Source organism: Acinetobacter sp. 102, assembly GCF_037028485.1.
Taxonomy (GTDB): Bacteria; Pseudomonadota; Gammaproteobacteria; order Pseudomonadales; family Moraxellaceae; genus Acinetobacter; species Acinetobacter higginsii.
The window spans coordinates 1-1,027 of record NZ_JAZEZK010000059.1 but is presented as its reverse complement, the minus strand read 5'-3'; the positions used below and the strand labels follow the sequence as shown (position 1 = coordinate 1,027).

The following is a 1,027-nucleotide window of genomic DNA, read 5'->3' as shown; positions in this document are numbered from 1 at the left end:
GGCAGAGTAAAACTTGAAGTGCGACATAAACCACCTAATTAATTTAAAGGGTTTATGGAGTATATAAAATTGTCATACCATCATCTTAACTTTGAAGATCGTACTGCATTAATGCTTGAGTCAAGAAAAGAAGGCTTTTCAGCCAGAAAATTTGCTGAACTCATTAAAAGACATCCTAGTACGATCTATCGTGAGCTTAAAAGAAATAGCATCAATGACGTTTATCAAGCTCGATATGCTTCTGATAACACCTTCGCTAGACGTAGACGTGGTCACAGAAAACTCAAAATCGATTCAATCCTCTGGAAATTTATTGTTGAAGCGATCCGTTGTTTATGGTCTCCTCAGCAAATAGCAAAGCGTTTAAAGACATTTCCTGATTTGGATCAAACAATGAATGTAAGCCATACAACGATTTATTCAACGATACGAGCATTACCAAAGGGTGAGTTGAAAAAAGACTTATTATCCTGTCTGCGTCATGAAAATAAAAAGCGAAAAGCTAACGGTGAACCTAAAAAAGATTCTATATTACAGGATATTAAAACTATTCATGAGCGCCCAGCCGAAGTTCAAGAAAGAAAAATACCGGGTCATTGGGAAGCTGATTTAATTAAAGGTAAAGACAATAAAAGTTCGATAGCAACACTTATTGAACGAAATACACGGCTCTGTATCTTGGCAACATTACCTGATGCAAAGGCAGAATCAGTGCGCAAGGCTTTAACTGAAGCTCTGAAATATTTACCTGCAGAACTGCGTAAAACGTTGACCTATGACCGTGGACGCGAGATGGCAGAACATAAAATACTTGAAGAAGATTTAGGCATAGATGTATATTTCTGTGACCCACATTCACCCTGGCAAAAAGGCACATGCGAAAATATGAATGGTTTAATTAGGCAATATTTACCTAAAGGGATTGATTTAAATCAGGCAGATCAGCATTATTTAAATCAAGTTGCCATGTCACTGAATACTCGTCCTAGAAAAGCGTTAGATTGGCTTACACCATTAGAGAAATTTG

The 1,027-nt window shown here is 37.0% G+C and carries 1 protein-coding gene; it reads left to right on the top strand.

Annotated features, from left to right (window positions below):
• Positions 1 to 54: 54 nt before the first annotated feature.
• On the top strand, positions 55 to 1,027 hold a 973-nt coding region (locus WA352_RS21700; RefSeq protein WP_442892302.1), incomplete at its 3' end, for an IS30-like element ISAba125 family transposase.